The organism is Kribbella sp. NBC_00662, assembly GCF_041430295.1.
Lineage (GTDB): Bacteria > Actinomycetota > Actinomycetes > Propionibacteriales > Kribbellaceae > Kribbella.
Map to the genome: position 1 here is coordinate 3,313,435 of NZ_CP109029.1, position 19,593 is coordinate 3,333,027.

General features: G+C 67.8%; 19 protein-coding genes. 15 read left to right on the forward strand and 4 right to left on the reverse strand.

Annotation, left to right across the window (positions count from 1 at the left end):
• Position 1: 1 nt before the first annotated feature.
• Complete coding sequence (locus OHA10_RS16760) at positions 2–625, reverse strand: hypothetical protein (protein WP_371407134.1); 624 nt, start codon at positions 623–625, stop codon at positions 2–4.
• Between the two features lie 124 nt (positions 626–749).
• Here OHA10_RS16760 and OHA10_RS16765 point away from each other — a divergent pair, with 124 nt between their 5' ends.
• From OHA10_RS16765 to OHA10_RS16810, 10 genes are all read left to right on the forward strand, one after another.
• A complete protein-coding gene (locus OHA10_RS16765) occupies positions 750–3,263 on the forward strand; it encodes an adenylate/guanylate cyclase domain-containing protein (protein WP_371407135.1) in 2,514 nt (837 codons plus the stop codon).
• A 136-nt stretch (positions 3,264–3,399) separates the two neighbouring features.
• The gene (locus OHA10_RS16770; protein ID WP_371407136.1) at positions 3,400–4,239 is read left to right on the forward strand and encodes a DUF11 domain-containing protein; all 840 of its coding nucleotides are present in this window, start codon (positions 3,400–3,402) and stop codon (positions 4,237–4,239) included.
• Between the two features lie 166 nt (positions 4,240–4,405).
• Positions 4,406–6,031, forward strand: a complete 1,626-nt coding sequence (locus OHA10_RS16775) for a sugar ABC transporter substrate-binding protein (RefSeq protein WP_371407137.1) — start codon at positions 4,406–4,408, stop codon at positions 6,029–6,031.
• Positions 6,031–6,990, forward strand: a complete 960-nt coding sequence (locus tag OHA10_RS16780) for an ABC transporter permease (RefSeq protein ID WP_371407138.1) — start codon at positions 6,031–6,033, stop codon at positions 6,988–6,990. Before OHA10_RS16775 ends, OHA10_RS16780 begins: the two co-directional genes overlap by 1 nt.
• Positions 6,987–7,862 (forward strand): carbohydrate ABC transporter permease, encoded by an 876-nt coding sequence (locus tag OHA10_RS16785; RefSeq protein ID WP_371407139.1) that lies wholly within the window; start codon positions 6,987–6,989, stop codon positions 7,860–7,862. Before OHA10_RS16780 ends, OHA10_RS16785 begins: the two co-directional genes overlap by 4 nt.
• Positions 7,863–7,879: 17 nt before the next feature.
• A complete protein-coding gene (locus tag OHA10_RS16790) occupies positions 7,880–8,878 on the forward strand; it encodes a LacI family DNA-binding transcriptional regulator (protein WP_371407140.1) in 999 nt (332 codons plus the stop codon).
• Entirely contained in the window at positions 8,842–10,347 is a 1,506-nt protein-coding gene (locus OHA10_RS16795; protein ID WP_371407141.1) for an arylsulfatase, read from the forward strand. The genes OHA10_RS16790 and OHA10_RS16795 overlap by 37 nt, the downstream gene beginning before the upstream one ends.
• The gene (locus OHA10_RS16800) at positions 10,328–11,077 is read left to right on the forward strand and encodes a phosphotransferase (RefSeq protein ID WP_371407142.1); all 750 of its coding nucleotides are present in this window, start codon (positions 10,328–10,330) and stop codon (positions 11,075–11,077) included. The genes OHA10_RS16795 and OHA10_RS16800 overlap by 20 nt, the downstream gene beginning before the upstream one ends.
• A gap of 5 nt (positions 11,078–11,082) precedes the next feature.
• Positions 11,083–11,616 (forward strand): MOSC domain-containing protein, encoded by a 534-nt coding sequence (locus tag OHA10_RS16805; protein ID WP_371407143.1) that lies wholly within the window; start codon positions 11,083–11,085, stop codon positions 11,614–11,616.
• Between the two features lie 79 nt (positions 11,617–11,695).
• Positions 11,696–12,421 carry a class E sortase gene (locus OHA10_RS16810; protein ID WP_371407144.1) on the forward strand — a complete coding sequence of 242 codons (726 nt, stop codon included), beginning with the start codon at positions 11,696–11,698 and terminating at the stop codon, positions 12,419–12,421.
• Positions 12,422–12,480: 59 nt separating this feature from the next.
• Here the strand turns inward: OHA10_RS16810 and OHA10_RS16815 are convergent, their stop codons facing one another.
• Positions 12,481–12,903 (reverse strand): hypothetical protein, encoded by a 423-nt coding sequence (locus OHA10_RS16815; RefSeq protein WP_371407145.1) that lies wholly within the window; start codon positions 12,901–12,903, stop codon positions 12,481–12,483.
• 20 nt (positions 12,904–12,923) lie between these two features.
• The gene (locus tag OHA10_RS16820; protein ID WP_371407146.1) at positions 12,924–13,655 is read right to left on the reverse strand and encodes a cyclopropane-fatty-acyl-phospholipid synthase family protein; all 732 of its coding nucleotides are present in this window, start codon (positions 13,653–13,655) and stop codon (positions 12,924–12,926) included.
• A gap of 63 nt (positions 13,656–13,718) precedes the next feature.
• On the opposite strand from OHA10_RS16820, the gene OHA10_RS16825 reads away from it, so the two are divergent.
• The 5 genes from OHA10_RS16825 (at position 13,719) to OHA10_RS16845 (ending at position 19,076) form a co-directional block, all read left to right on the forward strand.
• Positions 13,719–14,504 (forward strand): class I SAM-dependent methyltransferase, encoded by a 786-nt coding sequence (locus OHA10_RS16825; RefSeq protein ID WP_371407147.1) that lies wholly within the window; start codon positions 13,719–13,721, stop codon positions 14,502–14,504.
• A 195-nt stretch (positions 14,505–14,699) separates the two neighbouring features.
• On the forward strand, positions 14,700–15,908 hold the full coding sequence (locus OHA10_RS16830; RefSeq protein ID WP_371407148.1) for a neutral zinc metallopeptidase: 1,209 nt from the start codon (positions 14,700–14,702) through the stop codon (positions 15,906–15,908).
• A gap of 18 nt (positions 15,909–15,926) precedes the next feature.
• Complete coding sequence (locus OHA10_RS16835; RefSeq protein WP_371407149.1) at positions 15,927–17,213, forward strand: neutral zinc metallopeptidase; 1,287 nt, start codon at positions 15,927–15,929, stop codon at positions 17,211–17,213.
• A 155-nt stretch (positions 17,214–17,368) separates the two neighbouring features.
• A complete protein-coding gene (locus tag OHA10_RS16840) occupies positions 17,369–18,181 on the forward strand; it encodes a neutral zinc metallopeptidase (RefSeq protein ID WP_371407150.1) in 813 nt (270 codons plus the stop codon).
• Positions 18,182–18,449: 268 nt separating this feature from the next.
• Positions 18,450–19,076: a neutral zinc metallopeptidase gene (locus OHA10_RS16845; RefSeq protein ID WP_371407151.1), complete on the forward strand. Its 627-nt coding sequence runs from the start codon at positions 18,450–18,452 to the stop codon at positions 19,074–19,076.
• Here the strand turns inward: OHA10_RS16845 and OHA10_RS16850 are convergent.
• Positions 19,069–19,524 (reverse strand): N-acetyltransferase family protein, encoded by a 456-nt coding sequence (locus OHA10_RS16850; RefSeq protein WP_371407152.1) that lies wholly within the window; start codon positions 19,522–19,524, stop codon positions 19,069–19,071. The genes OHA10_RS16845 and OHA10_RS16850 overlap by 8 nt on opposite strands.
• Positions 19,525–19,593: the final 69 nt, after the last annotated feature.

Here is a 19,593-nt window from a genome sequence, read left to right on the forward strand (position 1 = left end):
CTCAGCCGGCCAGCGCGAGCGAGGTCGTCGCGTAGTTGATGACCGCGCCGAGCGTCTTGCTGTCGGCGGTGGAGCCGGCCGTCGAGATCTCGACCTGGGCATCCTTGCTTTCCTGCAGGCCGACGTACCGGGTCGCGACCCAGCGGGTGGTGCTGCCGCTCTTGTACGTGTAGACGACCGTGCTCACGGTCAGCCGGCCCTGGTGGTTGGTCGAGTTCATCCCGACCGTCGAGGTGCCGACGATGTGCAGACCGCGGGTGCCCTTGAGCGCGGCGAGCTTCCGGTTCAGCGCGGTCACGGTGCTGATGTTGTTGTTGTAGTTGACGTCGAACCGGATCATCCGGTTGTTCGCGCTGTCGTCGAAGCGTGCCTGCCAGTTCCCGAGCTCGACCTGCCGCCAGGTGCTCGGCAGCACCGCCATGGCGTGGTTCCCCTCGCTGTAGCGAATGAAGAACCGGGTCTTGTAACGCACCGGCGTCGACGCCGCACTGTTGCTCGAAGCAACCGTCCTGATCTGCTCGGTGGCAGCGTTGCTCGGCGCCGCGCCACCCAGCACGAGTGCCCCCGCGCCCGCCAGCGCAGCCACCCCGGAGACAGCACCCGCAACGATCCCGAACCGCTTCATCCTTGTTTACCCCCAGCTCATGTCGCCGCCTCCCTGGCAGCGCACCGGATGAGACTCCCGCTCGTTCGCAAAAGTTGCCGCCGAACTCTCGACGTTTTGCGGCCCGTCCGTCGAGACTGACGGCATGGGTGGGGGAATGGTGTCGATGTTGTTCTCCGACATCGAGGGATCGACGGTGCTGCTGCGGCGGCTGGGGGACCGGTACCTCGATGCGCTGGAAGGACATCGCCGGATCCTGCGGGCGGTCTGGACGACGTACGGCGGGACGGAGATGGGGACCGAGGGCGACAGCTTCTTCGTCGTGTTCGAGACGGCCGGTGATGCGGTCCGGGCAGCGGTCGACGGACAACGCGGGCTGGAAGAGCACCGCTGGCCGGGCGGCGAGCGGTTGCGGGTGCGGATGGGTATCCACACCGGTACGCCGGGTGTCTACGACGGCGACTACTGGGGGATGGACGTTCATCTCGCGGCGCGCATCGGCGCGGCCGCGCAGGGTGGCCAGATCGTGGTCTCGGCCGTCACCGGCCAGCTCACCCAACTGCCCGGCGGCGTGACGCTGCGCGACCTCGGAACCCATCATCTGAAGGACATTCCGGAGCCCGAGCACCTGTTCCAGGTCACGGTCGACGGCCTGCAGACCGACTTCCCGCCACCGCGCACGATCGGTACGGCGACCAGCCTCCCGGCTCCGGCGACCGCGCTGCTCGGTCGCGACCGGGACGTCGAACGCATCGTCAACCTGCTCGACCGGCCCGACGTACGGCTGGTCACGCTGACGGGGCCCGGTGGTTCGGGCAAGACCCGCCTCGCGATCGGTGCCGCGTCCAAGGTCCCCGGCCTGGTGTACTTCGTTCCGCTGGCGGCGGCCACGTCCGAATCGGTGCTGTGGACGACGATCGCCGAAGTGCTCGACGTCCCGCCGCGGGAGCGCGGCCGGATCGTCGCGTACCTGGCGCAGCGCTCGCTGCTGCTCGTCCTGGACAATCTCGAGCAGCTCCCGGACGCCGGCAAGATCGTTGCCGAGATCATCGAAGGCGCCGCGCACGTGAAGGTCGTCGCGACCTCCCGCCGCGCGCTGGGTCTGCTCGGCGAGCACCTGCATCCCGTGGTGCCGCTGCCGGTCACGGACGAGGACTCGGCCGCCGTACAGCTCTTCATGCAGCGCGCCCGGGCCGTGCAGCCGTCGTTCGCGTACACCGACGACGTACTGGAGATCTGCCGGCGGCTCGACGGCCTACCGCTCGCGATCGAGCTCTGTGCGCCGCGGGTCCGGCTGCTCAGTGTCAAGGAGCTGCTGGCCCGGGTCGATCAGTCGCTCGACATCGCCTCGACGAGCAGCGTGACCCCGGAGCGCCAGCGCACCTTGCGGGCGACGATCGCCTGGTCGTACGAGCTGCTCAGCCCCGAGCATCGCCGTACCTTCCGTCGGCTCGCGGTCTTCTCCGGCGGCGCCGACCTGGCGTCGATCCAGGAAGTTGCCACCGGCGTCGATCCGCTGGAATCCCTGGCAGAGTTGAACGATGCCAACCTGATCACGCTCGCGGACGGGCCGGACGGGACCCGGGTCGAGCTGCTCGAGACGATCCATCAGTACGCCGCCGACGAATTGCGGGCGACCGACGAATCCGAGGCCGTCCACAGCCGGCACGCCACGTACTACGCCGAGCTTGCCGAGCGACTCGAGATCCAGAAGCGTTCGATGGCGGAGCCGCCGATGGAGCGCGCCGAGGCCGACCTCGACAACTTCCGCGCCGCGCTCGCCTGGGCGACGGACCACGACCTGCGGACCGCGCTGCGCCTGTGCTCGGCTCTCGGCTGGGTCTGGCAGCTCGGCGCGTACCACGCCGAAAGCCGCCGCTGGCACGAACAAGTCGTCGCAGCCGCCGGTACGACGTCCTCGCCGGAGCTGGCCGCGTGCCTTCGTGGATTGAGCAACCTCCTTCTTCTACAGGGCGAAACGGATCGCGGGTACGAGGTCGCCGCCCGGAGCCTGGCCATGTCGCGCGAGCTCGACGACCCGGCCGGCATCGCGTTCGGGATGACCGTGCTCGGCACCGCGCAGCGTCAGCGCGGTGATCTGGACGCGGCCAGGCAGACCCTGACCGAAGCCGTCGAGCGGCTCCGCACCCTCGGCGACAACTGGCGGCTGGCGCGGGTGCTGGGCCATCTGGGCGGCATCGAGGAGGCGCTCGGGCACCTCGACCGGGCGGAGGAACTGCTGCGCGAATCCCTCGGCATCAGCGAGTCGTTCGGGGACGCGTTCGAGATCACCATCCACGGGCAGAACCTGGCGTATCTCCTCGCCCTGGCTGATCGCGTCGACGAAGCCGCCGAGCTGGCCCGCCGCCTGACGCCGACCGTGGTGGCGCTCGGCAGCCCGAGTCTGACCATGGCGTTCTCCAACACCGCGATGAACATCCTGCTCCGCCGCGGCGATCCGGCCGGCGCCGCCGAGCTGTTCGGCGCGGAAGAGGCGATGGGCGAGCGGCTGGAGATCGTCAATCCGTATGCGGACGAGGAGCTCGCCGAGGCACTTGAATTGGTCGGCGGTGCACTTTCTCGCGCCGACTGGGAACGCCACCGGCTGGCGGGTCGCACCGAACGCGTCGAAGATCTGCTCCTGCGACTGGAGTTTTGAGGCGCGCGGTTGTATAAGGCAACGGCGAGTGGTTGACCGCCGTGAGCGACCACACCATACTGCTTGCACCGCCATCGGGGCGGTCTGTGGGGGCAGCTGTTACTGGGGATCAAATGGGGATGGGGGGCTATTGCTTATGCATGCCTTGAAGTTGTTTCGTGCTGCGCTGGTGACGGCAGTCGCCGGCGCGACACTGGTGACGGTCCCGGTGACCGCTCATGCGGCGCCGCCGACGAGTGCGATCGAGGTCAGTACGACGTCGGTCGCCCGCGGTGAGACCTTTACGATCAAGCAGACCGTGTACAACTCGGACTCGGGCACGGTCCTGGGTGGCAAGGCGACGTTGTACGCCAAGGACGCCATGCTCCCGGACATGGTCTCCCTGGTGTCGTGCCCGGAGGCCACGGCGTGTGACACGCTCGGGTCCAGCGTCCGGGCCGGGACCGGCGACGTACCGCCGGGCGGGTCCAAGACCATCACCTTCACCTTCCGGGTGAAGGACGACGCGCCGCTCGGGACGATCCAGCTGCAGCACCAGTTCGTCGGGGAGAACTTCTCGTTCGAGATCATCGACGGACCGGAGCTGACGATCACGGACCCGGCGGCCGACGTCGCCGTCTCGTTGAGCGGGAAGGCCAGCGGAGCGAAGATCACCTACACGATCGGCGTGACGAACAACGGCCCGGGGACCGCGACCGGCGTCCGGGTGGTCGGCACCTTCCCGGCCAACCTGGCGTACGTCAGCACGACCTGCGCGCGGGTCGGGTCGACGCGATCGGTGAACTGTGACATCGCGTCGCTGGCCAGCGGCGAGAGCGCGACGCGGACACTGACGGTGCAAGCGGGGCTGCTGACGATCGGAACGCTGACCACGACCGCGCAGCGGACCGTCAGCGCACCGGCCGACCCGGTGGCCGCGAACGACAAGGCGAGCAAGGTCTGCCGGGCGCTGACCTGGTTGGTCGTTTCTTGCTAGCAACGCGCTGAAACAGTAGGACGGCCGGCGGCCGCGGGTTCTCGAGCCCGCGGCCGCCGGCTTCATTTTTGTCTCATGCCTTGCATCCGAGGGCGGCAGAGGTTTACGGTCCGGGTTAACGTTTAAGTGAGTGTTAGTGAGCACTTCTTCGAAACTTGGAGCAACTATGATCAGTCGGCGACGGTTTCTGCAGGTGACCGGTGCGGCGATTGCCACCTCGACGACGCTTGCGGCCTGTGGCGACGGTGGAGCGTCGAGCGGCGGCGCCAAGGCGTCCGGTGAGCTGACGCTCCCGACGTACAAGCCGTTCGAGGGGCTGCACCCGGACTTCCCGGGGGCCGAGTCCGGCCTCGAGCCCGGGTTCCTGAAGTTCCCGGCGGACGCGATCTCGAGCGTGAAGGCACCGCCGCTGAAGAACGCGGTGACCGCGCTGACCGAGACGTTCGCGACGCCCCCGCCGCCGATGGGCAGCAACCCGATGTGGCAGGCGCTGAACTCCGCCCTCGGCGCCGAGCTCAAGCTGACCATCGGCACCGACCCGGGCTACCCGGAGAAGTTCGCCACGCTGCTCGCCAGCGACTCGCTGCCGGACCTGATGTGGCTGCCGCCGAACCAGGGCATCCCGAACATCGGCCCGATGCTCGAGGCCAAGTTCCAGGACCTGACCAAGTACCTGTCCGGTGACGCCGTACTGGAGTACCCGAACCTGGCCGCGCTGAAGCCGGCCTCCTGGCGGACCGCGGTGGTGAACGGGAAGATCTGGGGCGCGCCGATCCCGTCGACGCCGTTCGGCCAGGTGATGATGGGCAACCCGAAGACCTGGGCCAAGGTCGGCGGGCTGCAGTGCTCGACCGCGGACGAGTTCTTTGCCAAGTGCAAGGAGTTGAGCAACGGCACGAACTACGCGCTCGAGCCGGCGATCATCAACATGCTGCACATGTTCGGCGAGTGGTTCGGCGCCCCGAACGGCTGGCGGGTGAACCAGGACCGCTCGCTCACGTACCTGTACGAGACCGACAACTACAAGGCCGCGGTCGAGTACGCCGCGAAGCTCTGGGCGGCCAAGGTGTTCTACCCGGACCTCAACCTGGCCGACGCCACGCCGAAGACCGTCAACGGCCAGATCGCCGCGCAGGTCACGGTCGGTCCACGCGCGACCGCCGACTTCCGCAACCTCGACCCGACGCTGTTCGTGGACACGATGATCCCGTTCGGCCACGACGGCAAGGCGAAGCCGACGTACGACATGGGCTACGGCACGGTCGGGTTCACGCCGTTCAAGAAGACCGACGAGGGCCGGATCCGCGAGCTGCTCGCGCTGATGGACTACCTGTCCGCGCCGTTCGGGACGAAGGAGTACCTGATCAAGAACTTCGGCGTCGAGGGGCAGCAGTACCAGTTGGACGCCCAGAAGAACCCGGTGCTGACCAAGGCCGGAAACCAGCAGGCGCCCGGACTCGTCAGTGCGCTGCAGATCATGAACTCGCCGGAGAGCGTGATCTTCAACCCGGCGTACCCGGACGACACGCGCAAGATCTACGCCACCGAGCAGAAGCTGCTGAAGTACGCGATGCGGAACCCGACCGCGGGCACGTACTCCGACACGTCGAGCAAGCTCGGTCCGAAGCTGACCGCGGCGTTCCGGGACACGATCGTCGACATCGTCACCGGCCGGCAGAAGATGGACGCGTACGACGCGGCGCTGAAGCGCTGGAAGTCCGGCGGCGGTGACAAGATGCGCGACGAGTTCGCGGCCGTGCTCCCGTCGAGCGTGCCGGTCACCGGCTCGTGATGCTGAAGTCGAGTGCTCCGAAGCGGCAGGTCAAGAACGGCCTGCCGCTGAAGGCGAAATGGGCCCGGGACTGGCAGATGGTGCTGCTGATGGTCCCCGGAGTCGTGTTCCTGCTGCTGTTCTTCTACCTGCCGGTGCTCGGCAACGTGGTCGCGTTCCAGGACTTCCAGCCGTACCTCGGCATCATGCACAGCGAGTGGAACGGCCTGCAGAACTTCGTCAGCCTCTACGACAACCCGGACTTCTGGGACGCGCTGCGGAACACGCTGCTGCTGGCCGCCGTACAGCTGCTGCTGTTCTTCCCGGTGCCGATCGGGCTGGCGCTGATCGTCGACTCGGTGGTCAGCAACCGGCTCCGGCGATGGTTCCAGACGATCGCGTACCTGCCGCACTTCCTGTCCTGGGTGCTGGTCGTGACGCTGTTCCAGCAGTCGCTCGGCGGCGCGGGGTTCGTCAACAACCTGCTCCGGCACGCGGGGCTGGACCCGATCCCGTTCATGACCAACCCGGACACGTTCCCCTTGCTCGTGGTGGCGCAGCTGGTCTGGAAGGACGCCGGCTGGGCGATGATCATCTTCCTCGCCGCGCTGACCACCGTGGACGTCTCGCTGTACGAGGCCGCTGCCGCGGACGGCGCCGGCCGATGGCGGCGGCTGTGGCACATCACGCTGCCGTCACTGCGGACCGTCATCGTGCTGCTGCTGATCCTGCGGATCGGCGACATCCTCAGCGTCGGGTTCGAGCAGTTCATCCTCCAGCGCGACTCGGTCGGCCCGGGCGCAGCCGAAGTACTGGACACGTTCACGTACTACGCGGGCGTGGTCGGCGGCGACTGGAGCAGCGGAGCGGCTGCCGGTCTGGCCAAGGGTGTGGTCGGCGCGTTGCTGTTGTGGGGTGCGAACACCCTCGCCCACCGGCTCGGTGAACCGGGCATCTTCCAGAAGCGAGGCGTGTCATGAGGCCGGTGTGGAAAGAGAATCCCTCGCCTGGCTACCAGGCGATCAAGGCGGTCGTCCTCGGCGGCTTCGCGCTCGTCATCGTGATCCCGATCCTCGTCGTCATCTCGACGTCCCTGGCCAGCGATCGCGACATCATCGACGCGGGTGGGTACGTGCTGTGGCCGTCCCACCCGACGCTGAAGGCGTACCAGACGCTCTTCGGCGGCGGGTTGATGGGCCGCGCCATCCTGGTCAGCGTCTTCGTCACGTTGGTGGGTACGGCGATCGCACTCGCGGTCACGATCGCGCTGGCGTACGCGACCTCGCGGCCGGTGCTGTTCGGACGGCCGGTGTTGCTGATGGTGCTGTTCACGTTGCTGTTCGCGCCGGGGATCATCCCGATGTTCCTGGTGGTGAAGCAGCTCGGGCTGCTCGACAGCCTGTGGTCGCTGATCCTGCCCGGGGCGTTGGGCGCCTTCAACTTCGTTGTCCTGCGCACCTTCTTCATGAATGTCCCGGGCGAGTTGCTGGAGAGTGCGCGGATCGACGGTGCGAGCGACTTCACGATCCTGCGACGGATCGTGCTGCCGCTGTCGAAGGCCGTCGTCGCTGTGGTCGGGCTGTTCTACGCCGTGGGGTTCTGGAACGCGTTCTTCAACGCGCTGCTGTACCTGAACGACACGTCGAAGTGGCCGGTCCAGGTGATCCTGCGGACGTACGTGTTGCAGGGCAAGTCGCTGTCCGCGGACCAGCTCGGCGTCCATCCGCCGTCGCAACCGCAGTCCCTGCAGATGGCCGTCGTCGTGGTCGCACTGGTCCCGATCGCCTTGGTGTACCCGTTCCTGCAACGGCACTTCACCAAGGGCGTCATCACGGGTGCGGTCAAAGGCTGATCTGCAACAATCTATTCATGTCCTCACCTGCGGCCGATCGGCCGACGCTGCGCATGGTGGCGAAGGAGGCAGGTGTCTCGGTCGCGACCGTGTCCTACGTGCTGTCCGGACGCCATCGCAGCCACACGATCAAGGACACGACCGCGGACCGGGTCCGCGAGGCCGCCACGCGACTCGGCTACCGGCGCAACGATGCGGCCCGCGCGATCCGGACCGGGAAGTCCGATCTGGTGCTGCTCTCGCTCAGCGTGCTCGCCGACCCGTGGTCGCAGGCGGTCGCGGCCACGGTCAGTACGGCGGTGACTCCGCTCGGCAAGACCGCGCTGATCGTGGCCGACGGCGACTGGCGGACCGTCCTGTCGAACCGGACTCCGGACGTGATCTTCATCGACAGCGTCAAGCCCGATCCGTCCCAGATCGCTGAGCTGGAGGCGTTTGCGGCTCAAGGCGTGCAGATCGTGGCGTTCAGCGAGACGCTCGAACCGGAAGGCTTCGACGTGATCCGGTCGGGTGCCGAGCCGCGGTGTCATCTCGCCGTCGAGCACCTGCTCGAGCACCACGACCGGGTCGGCGCGCTGACCTCGCGGACCACGGGCTTCGCCCGGTTCGACGCTTATCTGAACACCCTGCGCGCGGCCGGCAAGCCGATCCGCGACGACGACATCGAGGTCTTCGAGCAGCACCCCGAGGGTGCCTACCGGGCCGCGATGGCGTTGCTCTCCAAGCCTGATCGTCCGACCGCGCTCTACTGCACCACGGACTTCGCCGCGATCGCCGCCGTACGGGCAGCGCATCGGCTGCGGATCGACGTACCGCGGGAGCTGGCGATCGTCGGCGTCGGTAACACCCCGGAGGGCGAGCACCTCGACCCGTCGTTGTCGACGGTCGGGCCGGTCGACTTCAACGACGCGCTGGCGCAGATCATCGTGAGCAGACTGACCGATCGAGAGGGTGCTCCGGGTGAGGTGTTCGACTTCCCATGGCAGTTGATCGTGCGCGAGTCGTCCCGGGTATGAGCCGTCCTAACGTCGTACTGATCTGTGTCGACGAGTGGCGGGGTGATGCGTTGTCGTGCGCCGGCCATCCGTACGTCGAGACGCCGCATCTGGACGAGCTGGCGCGGGGCGGGGTGCGGTTCAGCCGGGGGTATTCGGCGACACCTACGTGTGTGCCGGCTCGGGTCGCCTTGTTCACCGGGCAGTCGCAGGAGCGGCACGGGCGGGTCGGGTACACGGACGGCGTTCCGTTCTCGGTTGCTCATCCGGTGACGATCCAGGGTGAGTTCCGGCGGGCCGGGTACCACACGCAGGCGATCGGGAAGATGCACGTGTGGCCGGAGCGGGCGCGGCTCGGCTTCGACGACGTCGTACTGCATGACGGGTTCCTGCATCATTCGCGGCGGGAGCATCGGCAGCAGTTCGGGTTCTTCGACGACTACGTGCCGTGGTTGCGGCGGCAGCCGGGGGTTCCGCCGGACGCGGAGTACTTCGACCATGGGGTGAACTGCAACTCGGTGGTCGCGCGGCCGTGGGACAAGGCGGAGTCGTTGCATCCGACCCAGTGGATCGGGACCTCCACGATTGACTGGTTGTATCGGCGCGATCCGGAGCGGCCGTTCTTCCTGTACCTGTCGTTCCATCGGCCGCATCCGCCCTACGATCCGCCGGCCTGGGCGTTCGACCGGTACGACGCGTTGCCGCCGTACGAGCGGGTTCTGGGTGACTGGGAGAGTGACTGGGACGAGTTCCGGCGCGACGGGGACTACCAGGCGTCGATCGGGGATCTGCCGGACCGGGTCGTGCATCGGGCGCGGGCCGGGTACTACGGGTTGATGGCGCAGATCGATCTGCAGGTGAACCGGATCCGCGAGGCGCTGGTCGACTTCGGGGTGTACGACGACACGATCATCGCGTTCACGTCGGACCACGGCGAGATGATGGGCGACCACCGGATGTTCCGGAAGTCGGTGCCTTACGAGGGGTCGGCGCATGTGCCGTTCATCGTTGCCGACCGGGCGTCTGAGGCCGGTGCGACGCGTGGCGCCGTGGTCGATCAGGTGGTCGAGCTGCGGGACGTGATGCCGACGTTGCTGGATCTGGCCGGTGTGCCGATCCCGTCGTCGGTGGACGGGTGTTCGCTGGCGCCGTTCCTGCGTGGGTCATCGGTGCCCGTGCGGGAGTGGTTGCACGGGGAACATCTGCATTTCGGGCAGTCGATCCAGTGGGTGACCGATGGCCGGGTGAAGTACGTCTGGGGGTCGGAACGCGGGGTGGAGCAGTTGTTCGACCTGGTGGAGGACCCGGGAGAGCTGCGGAATCTGGTTGCCTCGCGTCCTGAGTTGCGTGCACTGTGGCGGGATCGGCTGATCGAGTCGCTGACCGGCCGCGAGGAAGGATTCGTTGCTGATGGCAACCTGGTGACCGGGCGTCCGGTCACCGCGATCCTCGAGCACACCAGGGAGAGAATTGCTACCGCCACTGTCTGATGACTGGACGCCGGTAGACGTCGGTGAGTCCGACGCGACGGTCTATCGGCGAGGTGACGTCTTCGCCAAGTGCTGCGGTCCGTCGGGAGTGGTGGAGTTGGCCGCCGAACGTGACCGCGTCGAGTGGCTGGCGGGCACCGGCATCCCGGGTGCAACGGTCGTCGACTGGCTGGAGTCGTCAGATGGTGCGTGCCTGCTCACCTCGGCCGTTGCGGGTGTGCCCGGCGACGCGCTGCCGCCCTCGTCGTACGAACGCGCGATGCGAGGTTTCGGCGTGGCGCTCCGGGACCTGCATTCGCTGACCGACTGCCCGTTCGACCGCCCGCTGGCGACCGTGATCGAGACCGCGGCGGACGTCGTACGGCGGGATGCGGTGAATCCGGACTTCCTCACCGACGAGTGGCGGCTGCTGAAGCCGTCGGAGCTGCTCGACCAGGTAGTTGCTGAGAGCCCCTACGTCGAGAGTGTCCTCGAGCCCGTGGTCTGCCACGGCGACGCCTGCCTGCCGAACGTGTTCTTCGATCCCCGGACGTTGAAGGTCACCGGACTGATCGACCTCGGCCGGCTGGGCGTCGCCGACCGGTACTCCGACCTGGCCCTCGCCACGATTCAGCTCCACGACGAATGGTCCGCAGATCCGGGGCCGTTCCTCGACGCGTACGGGCTTCCGGAGCCTGACTCGCGGCGCCTGCAGTTCTTCCGCCTCCTCGATCCACTCACCTGGGGTTGATTCGCATGCTGGTCGAGATCGTTGCGTTCGTTGTCTCCCGCCAGCACGCCTTCGAAGGGCGACCGCAGGACGGACCGCGTCCGGATCCCGAGCCGGTGCCCCGCACCGAGATCGAGATCCGCGCCGAACTGGGCATCGTCGGCGACCGCTACTACGGCCAGAAGATCCACAAGAACGCCGCGGTCACGCTGATCGACGCCGCCTCGCTCGACGAGGTCGTCCGGGTACTCGAGCTGCCGGAGCCGCTCGATCCACACCTCACTCGCCGCAACATCACTGTCCGCGGCTACCCGATCGACGAACTCGCCTCGCATCGTGCGGCGGACGGCTCACGCGTCGACGGCCGCCGCTTCACGCTCGACTCCGGCTCGGGCCCGATCACCTTCCAGGCCAACCGCCCGGCCAACCCGTGCGCGTGGATGGACGAGGTGCTCGCACCCGGGGCGATGAAGGCGCTCCGCGGGCACGGCGGGATCCGCGCGACGCCGCTCACCTCCGGCGTACTCCGGCTCGGGCCGGCCGAGCTCACCGTGCTGTGAGCTTCCGGCGGTTCGGCGGAGCTCGCTGTGATCGGCGGAGTTTCGGGCGGTTTTCGGTGGAGCGCCGTACCGTCGGAGCGTGAGGCTGGTGGGGGCGATCGTGATGCTGGCTGTGCTGGCTGCGCTGGCTGTGCTGGCCGGCTGCACCGACACGGCACCGAACGACCCGCCCTCGGCATCGACCACCTCGACGACCTCGCCGTCCGCCGACCCGACGCCGACCAGCCCGAGTCTCAGTCCGTCCACTCCGCCGCCCAGGCCGTCGACGCCGACCCCCGCGCCGCGGCCGACGGGCGCCGGGCCGGTGAGCATGTCGATCCCGGCGATCGGCGTTCGCGGGTTGCGGGTGGTGGCTTATATGGGCACGGCCGACGACCGGCCAGGGACGAAGATCCAGGATCGGGGCGTGGCGGCCAGCCCCCGCGGCAAGGCCGGCGGCGTCGGCCCGGGGCAGATCGGGAACTTCATCATCACCGGCCACCGCGTCAGTCACGGACGCCCCCTCGAGCACGTCCCCGACCTCCGCAACGGCGACCACATCCTGATCACCGCCGGCGGGACCGTCTACGACTACGTAGTGAGCCGAACGATGACGATCTCGTTCCGCAAACCCGCCCAGAAGGCCCAGCAAAACGCCGCCGTACCGGGCAACCCAGGCGCAAAGCCCACGCAGGCGATGATCACCATCTCCACCTGCGCCACCATCGAGGACCACGCCGCCGGCAACTTCTGGCACGACGCCCTCGGCAACCCCGAACACCGCATCAACAAGATCGGTGTCCTGACAGCCAGCCGGCCGGCCTGATCACTGAACCGGCCGCAGGTCCCGGCCGCATCAAGCTGAGCAGATCACACTCTCGGCGGTTACTTCCGGCCGAACTTCCACCACTTCGGTTTGTTCATCTTGATCTCGTCCGGTGTCATCGGCGGCGGGACGGGTGGGCGGGACTCCTCGGTGAGGAAGTCGCCGGACTCGGTGTCGTACGGTGTGACGCCGAGCTTGCGGCTGATCTCCATCACGATCGGGATCGATCGCGGGCCGTCGTTCAGGTAGAACGTGATGTCGCGGACCTCGACGCCCTTGCCGATGGTCATCTCGACGTCGTAGTCCGGACTTCGCAGCGCCAGCCAGGACGGCTTGCTCGTGTCGACGTCCGGCACCACCTCCCGGACCGCGGCCACCACGTCGGTCGCCGTACCGACCGATGGCGGCTCGTAGTCCACCGGCATGTCGTCGAGGCGACGTACGCCTCCTGGTCCGCGCACCGCATAGACAGCCCAGCTCATGCCCCCAGCATGCCAGGCCCTCAGCGCTTGCGGGCCGCCAGGATCGCAAAGGTCAGATACTCGCCCTGATCGGCCTCGAGCATGTCGAGTGCGCCGTCGCGCTCACCTCGGTACTCCGAGACCGCGCGGGACCACCGCAGCCAGTCCGACCAGCCGTTGTGCTGGAGCCGCGCCGCGGTGACGTCGACGAGCTCGGTGATGGCCCATTGGAACCGCCACCAGTCCGCGGTGTGCCAGGCGAGCGCCTCCCACCCGACCAGCTTCTTGATGTGCTCCGGGATGTGGCCGAGCTCGCGGAGCTCCTTCGTCATCGCCGGCGTCGCGACACCGAGCTGCCCGCCCGGCTTGAGGAAGCTGGTGAGGTAGGCGAGGTAGTTGTCGGCGGTGCCGAAATACTCGTACGCGTCGACGCACACGATCGCGTCGAAGAAGCCCTTCGCGAACGGCAGCGTATGGGCCTCCGCCTTGAGCGTCACGACCCCGTCCTGGGGAGCGATGTAGGCGGCGGCCTCTGTCGGGTCGACCCACAGGTCCGCGGCCCACACCTGTACGCCGTACTCCTTCGCCAGGAAGACTGCGGTCGCGCCCTTCCCGGATCCGAGATCGAGCACCCGCATGCCGGGCCGCAGCTCGAGCTCGCGCGCGAGATCCTCCAGCAACCACAGGGGATTCGGGCCCATGTCGCCGGACAGCAACCACTCGGCGTCGTACTCGTTGGCCCGCGGATAGTACTCGTGCTTCAGTTCCACCACACGCACAGGGTAGCGGTGTCAAAACGGGGTGTGCTCGGGTTTTTCGTCGAGCAGAGTGGGTGAATGGTTGATCTTGATCCGTTGATTCATGAGTTCTATCGGGACCGGTACGTCGAGGACGATCGGCTGATCCGGTCCGGGCACGGCCGGCTGGAGTTCGTGCGGACCCAGGAGCTGCTCCGGAGATGGCTGCCGCCCGCGTCCGACGTACTCGATGTGGGCGGCGCGACCGGGATCCACGCGCGCTGGCTCGCCGAGGACGGTCACCGGGTCACGCTCGTCGACCCGGTCGTGGAACATGTCGAGCAGGCAGCCGCCGTCGGCACGTTCGGCGCGGAGGTGGGTGACGCCCGGCAACTCCGGCAGGTCGACGCGAGCGTGGATGTCACGCTCCTCCTCGGTCCGCTCTATCACCTGGTCGAGGCGTCCGACCGTGCCCTGGCCCTGTCCGAGGCGCGCCGGGTGACACGCCCCGGCGGCTTGGTGATCGCGGCCGGGATCAACAGGTACGGCGGTCTGATCGAGGCCGGAAGCAATGGTTTCCTCAGCCCGGAGAACCTGCATCTGTTCACCGAACCTTTCGCCTCCGGCCGCAACGACGGCAAGTCCGGTTTCACCGTCGCGTACTTCCACCATGCCGACGAGCTGGCCACCGAGTTCACCACTGCCGGACTCACCGACGTCGACGTCCTCGGTGTCGAAGGCCCCGCCGCCAACATCCTGCAGAACACCGCGGGCGAAGCCGCCGAATCGCTCCTGCCGTCCGCCGTCCTCCTGGCTCGCCAGGTCGAGTCCGACCCAAGGCTCATCTCCGCCGGCTTCCACTTCCTCGCTCGCGGCACCCGCTGACGCCGCGATGCCTCTTCGGGCAGAGCTGTCCAGGGGGTGACGGTCGCGAAACGATGTCAATAGCTGCAACTCGGTTCCGGGGGTGGCGGTCCAGGCCGTAATATCGGCGGTCGGCCGGCACTTGGGGTGTTCCGGCCGTTCTGGTGAATGGGTGGGACCGGCGTGGGGCCGGTACTGGGGAGAAGCGGGGAAGTCATGGCCGACAAGCCGGCACCCAAGCCTGGTCATTTCCTGCCTGGCGGCGAGGGTGAGCAGGGGACTCCGGACGTGCAGCGTCCGAGCGCGGCCTCGGCATCCGCACCGCTGGCCGCGCCGACGCCGCGACTGGGTGGCGAGGCTCCGCCGACTCCGCCCCAGCTGCAGGGCACCCGGATCGACTCTCGGCGTACGACGTTGTCCGGCAGCCGGCTCGGACCGCCGGCGGCCGACGACCCGGCGGCTGCCGCGTACCAGGCGGTGTTCCACCCGCAGCCGATCCCGTTCGACCCGACGAAGCGGCGGTCCAAGGGCCTGGTCGCGCTGATCGTGGTCGCCGCGCTGCTGTTCGTCGCCGGTGGCGTGACGTTCGCGGCCAAGGTGATCTCGTCCGACAAGTTCAGCGTGAATCCGCTGGTCACGCCGTCCGTGAAGCCGACCGGCGGCGAGCCGACGACCACCGAGCCCCCGGTCGGGAAGGGGACGCCGGACGCCGACATCGTCGGCAAGAACGCGATCTACGCGGCCGGGGCGATGCCGGTGGTGAAGTGCCAGGAGCCCGCGTTCCGGCCGACGTCGATGGAGAACGTGCGCTCGTACTACGAGGCGCTGACGGCATGTATGGACAAGGCCTGGAAGCCGATCGTGACCAAGGCCGGGTTCGAGTTCCGGTCGCCGCGGCTGATCATCTACAACGAGGGCGACGAGACGGCCTGCGGCGTACAGAAGGACCTCGCGCTGTACTGCCAGGACGACCAGGGCGGCAGCGCGACGATGCCGTGGCAGAAGATCGTCGAGGACTACCCGAAGCACAAGGCCGAGATCCGCGCGGAGATGGCGCAGTCGTTCGCGTTCGTGTACGGCGTCCACGTGCAGAACCTGACCGGGATGGCCGAGGCGTCCGACAACCTCGCCGACGTCGCCGCGAACAAGACCAAGCAGTTCGAGCAGCAGCGGCGGGCCGCCCTGCAGGCGTACTGCTTCGGTGCGGTGTTCTTCGGCGCGGCCAAGAACAGCTTCCCACTGCGCGGCGAGCTGCTGAACCAGTGGAACGGGCTGATCCAGCGCCGCGGCGACGACGTGACCAAGGACAAAACCCCCGACCACGGCTCGAGCAAAAGCCTGGCCCTGTGGATGAACCAGGGCTTCGCGACAACCAACCCGGGCAGCTGCAACACTTTCGTCGCAGCATCCGCGAAGGTCAGCTGAGCGAGATGGGAATGGCCGATGCCTGAGTCCGAGGACGGTACGCCGAAGCCGGGACACTTCCTGCCCGGCGGCAGCGAGGAGCCCGTCGCCGGGACGCGTCCGCTGATCCTGAAGAGCCGCCAACCCGACGGCCTCGGCAAGGCGCGTTCGGTCGCGCTCGACGACGCCCCGCTACGCCGCAAGGCCCGCCCGATCCCGACCGAACCGGGCACGACGAGCGAGTACAGCGGCCCACCGGTCGCACCGCTCACCGGCGCCCCGCTGACCCCGCTCACCGGCACCCGCCGGATCGGCGGCCCCCGGTCGACGGGCTGGCACAAGAACCCGTCCCGCGGCGTACCGCAGTTCTCGACCGAACCACCACCGGTCAAACCGCCACGCCACTACTCCCGCCGCGTGATCGCCGGTCTCTCGGCCCTGGTCCTCGTCATGCTCACCGGCGCCACCGTCGCCGGCTTCAAACTGATCAACTCCTACGACACCAGGGTCGACAACCCCCTCTCGCAGCCGTCGGTGAAGAAGTCCCAGGTCCCCATCCCGATCCCCCCGGACCCGACGGTCACCGTCACCGTCCCGGGGATCCCGGACATGGTCCGCCTGCAGAAGAACAAGATCTACACGTCGGGCAAGGTCGCGGCGGTCAGCTGCAAGGAGCCGGCGATCAAGCCGGACTCGCAGTCCGCGATCCTGCGCTACTACCAGGCGCTGTTGCCCTGTCTGAACAAGGCGTGGGAGCCGATCGTCAAGCGGGCCGGGTACGACTTCCGGGCGCCGAAACTGAGGCTGCAGACCAGCCAGGCCACGTCCGAGGACACCTGCACCGGTGAGTCGGACACGGCGTTCTACTGCGGTTACGACGAGAGCATCAACATCAGCTGGAAGCACGACCTCGCGAACTACAAGGACAGCCCGGAAGGTGCCCGGGTCTGGATGCTCGACACGATGGCGCACGAGTACGGCCACCACGTGCAGGAGATGACCGAGATGCTCACCGCGGAGACCTCCCGCGAGGGCTGGACGAACTCCAAGGCGATGAAGCTCGAGTGGTCGCGCCGCCTGGAACTGCAGGCGACGTGCTTCGGCGCGGCCTTCCTCGGCGCCAACAAGAAGCCACTCGGGTTGTCCGGGGAGAAGCTGCGGCTCTGGCAGTGGGAGGTGCAGCACTCCGGCGACGAGTACAACCCGAAGAAGGTCCGCGACCACGGCTCCCGCAAGAGCAACTGGGCCTGGTCCGACCCCGGTTTCAAATCCGCCAGCCCGGCCTCCTGCAACACCTTCTCGGCCCCCGCCACCAAGGTGAGCTGATGCACCGCGGACCGGCGGTGGCGCTGGTCGCGGCGGTTTTGGTGTTGGCCGGGTGTGCGCCGTCGCGTGCGCCTGTCGCCACATCGACACCGTCCACGACGGCACCGTCGACGACAACACTGCCCACGACGACGCCCTCCGCGACGGTCCCGCTGGTGACCCCGACGCCAAAACCCAGCCGAGCACCGGTTCCGTCGAAGACCGTGCGGGTTCGGCCGAAGGCACCGGAGCCGACCCCGACGTACCGATCGTTGGAGAAGACCTACCTGGTCCGCAACAAGATCTACTCGGCCGGTCGGGTTCCGGCGGTCACCTGTGCGGTGCCAGAGATCGCGCTGAGGACGCGTAAGGAAGTGCAGCAGTACGCGAGTGCGGTCCTGGGCTGTCTCCAGCGAGCCTGGAAGCCAGTTGTCGAGCGTTCGGACGTCGAGTTCACCTCCGCAAAGGTGTACGCCGTCAACGCCGGCTCGACGACCCGCTGCGGGATCCTCACCAAGGAGGTCGGCGGCTTCTACTGCGCGGACGGCTCCGGCATCTATCTCGACTGGCGGGGGCTCGTCGAAGACGACGTGTACAACCGGGTGTGGGCCGGGGTGTACCTCCAGTACACGATGGCGCACGAGTTCGGTCACCATGTGCAGCAGCTGGTCGGAATCTCGGAGTACTACGACGAACGTTCGGAACGCATCAAGGGTGCGCGTGGCCTGCAGGAGATGCGTCGGCACGAACTGCAGGCGTCCTGCTTCGCGTCCGCGTTCCTCGGCGCGAATCAGCAGACGCTGGGCCTGTACGACGCCAAGCTCCAGGCCTACCGGGACGCGGCGTACTCCGGCGACGACGACCCACCGGCATCCACACCGGACCACGGATCCCGCGAGAGCAGCACCGCCTGGGCCAACGCCGCCTTCACATCCCAATCCCCCTCCGCCTGCAACACCTGGTCCGTCCCTGCCGGCAAGGTCACCTGACATGCGGAAACACCTGGCTCTCGCAGTGGGCGCCACGATGGTTGTGCTGTTCGCCGCAGCTTGTACATCAAACACTGCGCCCGCGCCCGTAGCAGCGGACTCGGCGCCGACATCAACACCGACTCCGACGCCAACTCCTACACCGGCGGGGACGCCCCGGGCGGTACAGCCAGTGGTTACGCCGACCTCGACGGCTGATCCGCTTCTCGTCGAGAACGGGCTGTACACAGCTGGAAAGGTGCGCGGGGTGCGGTGCGTGGTGCCGGGCGTGGCACCGAAGGACAACGCAGGGATTCTCCGGTACGCGCGGACGCTGGTGGACTGTTTGAATCGGGCTTGGGCGCCGCTGGTGCCGCACGCGGACGCCGAGTTCGAGCCGGCCGCCGTCGTCGCTTTCGGAAGTGGCGGATGTGATCCCGCGGTGGACGACGACGGCCGCGGGGCGTACTACGACCCGGGAGGGATGGCCATCTGCCTCGGCTGGCACCCGTTCGCGGTCGAGGAGGCAGGCTGGCGAACAATCCGGCTCCTACACACGCTCGCGCACGAGTACGGTCATCACCTGCAGCAGTTGACCGGGATCCTGACGATGTACGACACGGGTCAACTGCCGTTCAAGTCCGACGAGTTGGAGCGCAACCGCAGGATGGAACTTCAGGCGAGCTGCTTCGCCGCCGCCTTCCTCGGAGCCGAGCGTAAAACTCTCGGTCTGACCGGCGACCGCCTCCACACCTTCGATTACTACGTGGCCAACGCCGGCGACGAGAACGCCCCCAAGCACGTCCCCGACCACGGCAGTCGCAAGAGTCACCGCTACTGGAGCGAGGAGGGCTTCCGCTCCGCGAGCCCCGCCTCCTGCAACACATTCACGGCCGCGGCCAAGCGGGTCAAATGAGTTTGAGTTTGAAGCCCTCGTGGGAGTTGGTGAAGCCGAGGTTGGTGTAGAAGCGGTGGGCGTTGGTGCGGGATTTGTCCGAGGTGAGTTGGACCAGGGTGCAGCCTCGGGAGCGGGATTCATCGATGGCCCATTGGATCAGCCGGGTGCCCAGGCCGGAGCCGCGGGCGGGGGCGGCTACCCGGACGGCTTCGATCAGGCCGCGGGTGGAGCCTCGGCGGGAGAGGCCGGGGATGAAGGTGAGCTGCAGCGTGCCGATCACCTCGTCGTTGCGCTCGGCAACCATCAGGAGTTGGTTGGGGTCGCCATCGATCTGCTCGAAGGCGGCCAGGTACGGCGTCAGGTCGTCGAGGGACTCGCGGGTGGCGCCGAGTTGGTCGTCGGCGATCATGGCGACGATCGGGGCGACGTCGGCGGCGGTGGCGCGGCGGATCACGAGGTCGGTCATGCCCGCAGCATCTCAAACTTATGCAAACACTTTTCGTAGCGGGACCCGCCGTACCCGGCTGTTTGCCCT

What these genes read in the sequence shown, in the direction of transcription:
- OHA10_RS16770 (WP_371407136.1), top strand. Translation starts at nt 3,400, where the DNA reads ATGCATGCCTTGAAGTTGTTTCGTGCTGCGCTGGTGACGGCAGTCGCC.
- OHA10_RS16780 (WP_371407138.1), top strand. Translation starts at nt 6,031, where the DNA reads ATGCTGAAGTCGAGTGCTCCGAAGCGGCAGGTCAAGAACGGCCTGCCG.
- OHA10_RS16815 (WP_371407145.1), bottom strand. Translation starts at nt 12,903, where the DNA reads ATGAGCTGGGCTGTCTATGCGGTGCGCGGACCAGGAGGCGTACGTCGC.
- OHA10_RS16790 (WP_371407140.1), top strand. Translation starts at nt 7,880, where the DNA reads ATGTCCTCACCTGCGGCCGATCGGCCGACGCTGCGCATGGTGGCGAAG.
- OHA10_RS16805 (WP_371407143.1), top strand. Translation starts at nt 11,083, where the DNA reads ATGCTGGTCGAGATCGTTGCGTTCGTTGTCTCCCGCCAGCACGCCTTC.
- OHA10_RS16825 (WP_371407147.1), top strand. Translation starts at nt 13,719, where the DNA reads ATGGTTGATCTTGATCCGTTGATTCATGAGTTCTATCGGGACCGGTAC.
- OHA10_RS16830 (WP_371407148.1), top strand. Translation starts at nt 14,700, where the DNA reads ATGGCCGACAAGCCGGCACCCAAGCCTGGTCATTTCCTGCCTGGCGGC.
- OHA10_RS16765 (WP_371407135.1), top strand. Translation starts at nt 750, where the DNA reads ATGGGTGGGGGAATGGTGTCGATGTTGTTCTCCGACATCGAGGGATCG.
- OHA10_RS16850 (WP_371407152.1), bottom strand. Translation starts at nt 19,524, where the DNA reads ATGACCGACCTCGTGATCCGCCGCGCCACCGCCGCCGACGTCGCCCCG.
- OHA10_RS16795 (WP_371407141.1), top strand. Translation starts at nt 8,842, where the DNA reads ATGGCAGTTGATCGTGCGCGAGTCGTCCCGGGTATGAGCCGTCCTAAC.
- OHA10_RS16775 (WP_371407137.1), top strand. Translation starts at nt 4,406, where the DNA reads ATGATCAGTCGGCGACGGTTTCTGCAGGTGACCGGTGCGGCGATTGCC.
- OHA10_RS16785 (WP_371407139.1), top strand. Translation starts at nt 6,987, where the DNA reads ATGAGGCCGGTGTGGAAAGAGAATCCCTCGCCTGGCTACCAGGCGATC.
- OHA10_RS16835 (WP_371407149.1), top strand. Translation starts at nt 15,927, where the DNA reads ATGCCTGAGTCCGAGGACGGTACGCCGAAGCCGGGACACTTCCTGCCC.
- OHA10_RS16760 (WP_371407134.1), bottom strand. Translation starts at nt 625, where the DNA reads ATGAAGCGGTTCGGGATCGTTGCGGGTGCTGTCTCCGGGGTGGCTGCG.